Origin of the sequence: Escherichia sp. WS338 (genome assembly GCF_046486405.1) — a bacterium.
GTDB classification, from domain to species: Bacteria; Pseudomonadota; Gammaproteobacteria; order Enterobacterales; family Enterobacteriaceae; genus Escherichia; species Escherichia coli.
Genome location: NZ_JBJQLL010000105.1, coordinates 1 through 1,003, shown reverse-complemented (window position 1 = coordinate 1,003; position 1,003 = coordinate 1). Strand labels below are relative to the sequence as shown.

Here is a 1,003-nt window from a genome sequence, read left to right as displayed (position 1 = left end):
TTCGTCTGAGAATGACGTGCAACTGCGCACGCGACACCCGGAGACAACGGCTGACTAAGCTTACTCCCCATCCCCGGGCAATAAGGGCGCGTGCGCTATCCACTTTTTTGCCCGTCCATATTCAACGGCTTCTTTGAGGAGTTCATTTTCCATCGTTTTCTTGCCGAGCAGGCGCTGGAGTTCTTTAATCTGCTTCATGGCGGCAGCAAGTTCAGAGGCAGGAACAACCTGTTCTCCGGCGGCGACAGCAGTAAGACTTCCTTCCTGGTATTGCTTACGCCAGAGAAATAACTGGCTGGCTGCTACACCATGTTGCCGGGCAACGAGGGAGACCGTCATCCCCGGTTCAAAGCTCTGCTGAACAATTGCGATCTTTTCCTGTGTGGTACGCCGTCTGCGTTTCTCCGGCCCTAAGACATCAATCATCTGTTCTCCAATGACTAGTCTAAAAACTAGTATTAAGACTATCACTTATTTAAGTGATACTGGTTGTCTGGAGATTCAGGGGGCCAGTCTAGTGCACGAATCCTAGAGGCAGAATGTTTCTCCACATGCTTGTGGAGAAACCGCCGCATTTTGCCCGTTCTGTACGATACTCCGTAGCCAGAGATAAGATATTCTGTTGCTGTATGCTACATACATTACACTATACGAAATCAGGTCTGTTCAATCAGTAAGGAAATAAACGGACAAACGTTATGTAACCCAGACAGAGATATATTGTCTGGGAAAATAGTGGCTTTTGTGGCGAAAACTAGTAAAACAGCAACCCGAACCACTTGATGTGCATCGTTTTTGATTATTCCCGTATACTCTTGCAGAAGGAGTTCTCCGTCGGGCTACTGTCATGGTTAATGCGGGGAATATGGCGACAATACAACACACCTAAAAGGGCACTGTTGCAAAGTTAGCGATGAGGCAGCCTTTTGTCTTATTCAAAGGCCTTACATTTCAAAAACTCTGCTTACCAGGCGCATTTCGCCCAGGGGATCACCATAATAAA

1 pseudogene is annotated in these 1,003 nt (G+C 47.5%); it reads right to left on the bottom strand.

Features of this window, described 5'->3' with window-relative positions:
* Positions 1-426 (bottom strand): annotated as a pseudogene (locus ACJHWT_RS25440) (transposase); the annotation flags it as partial.
* Positions 427-1,003: the final 577 nt, after the last annotated feature.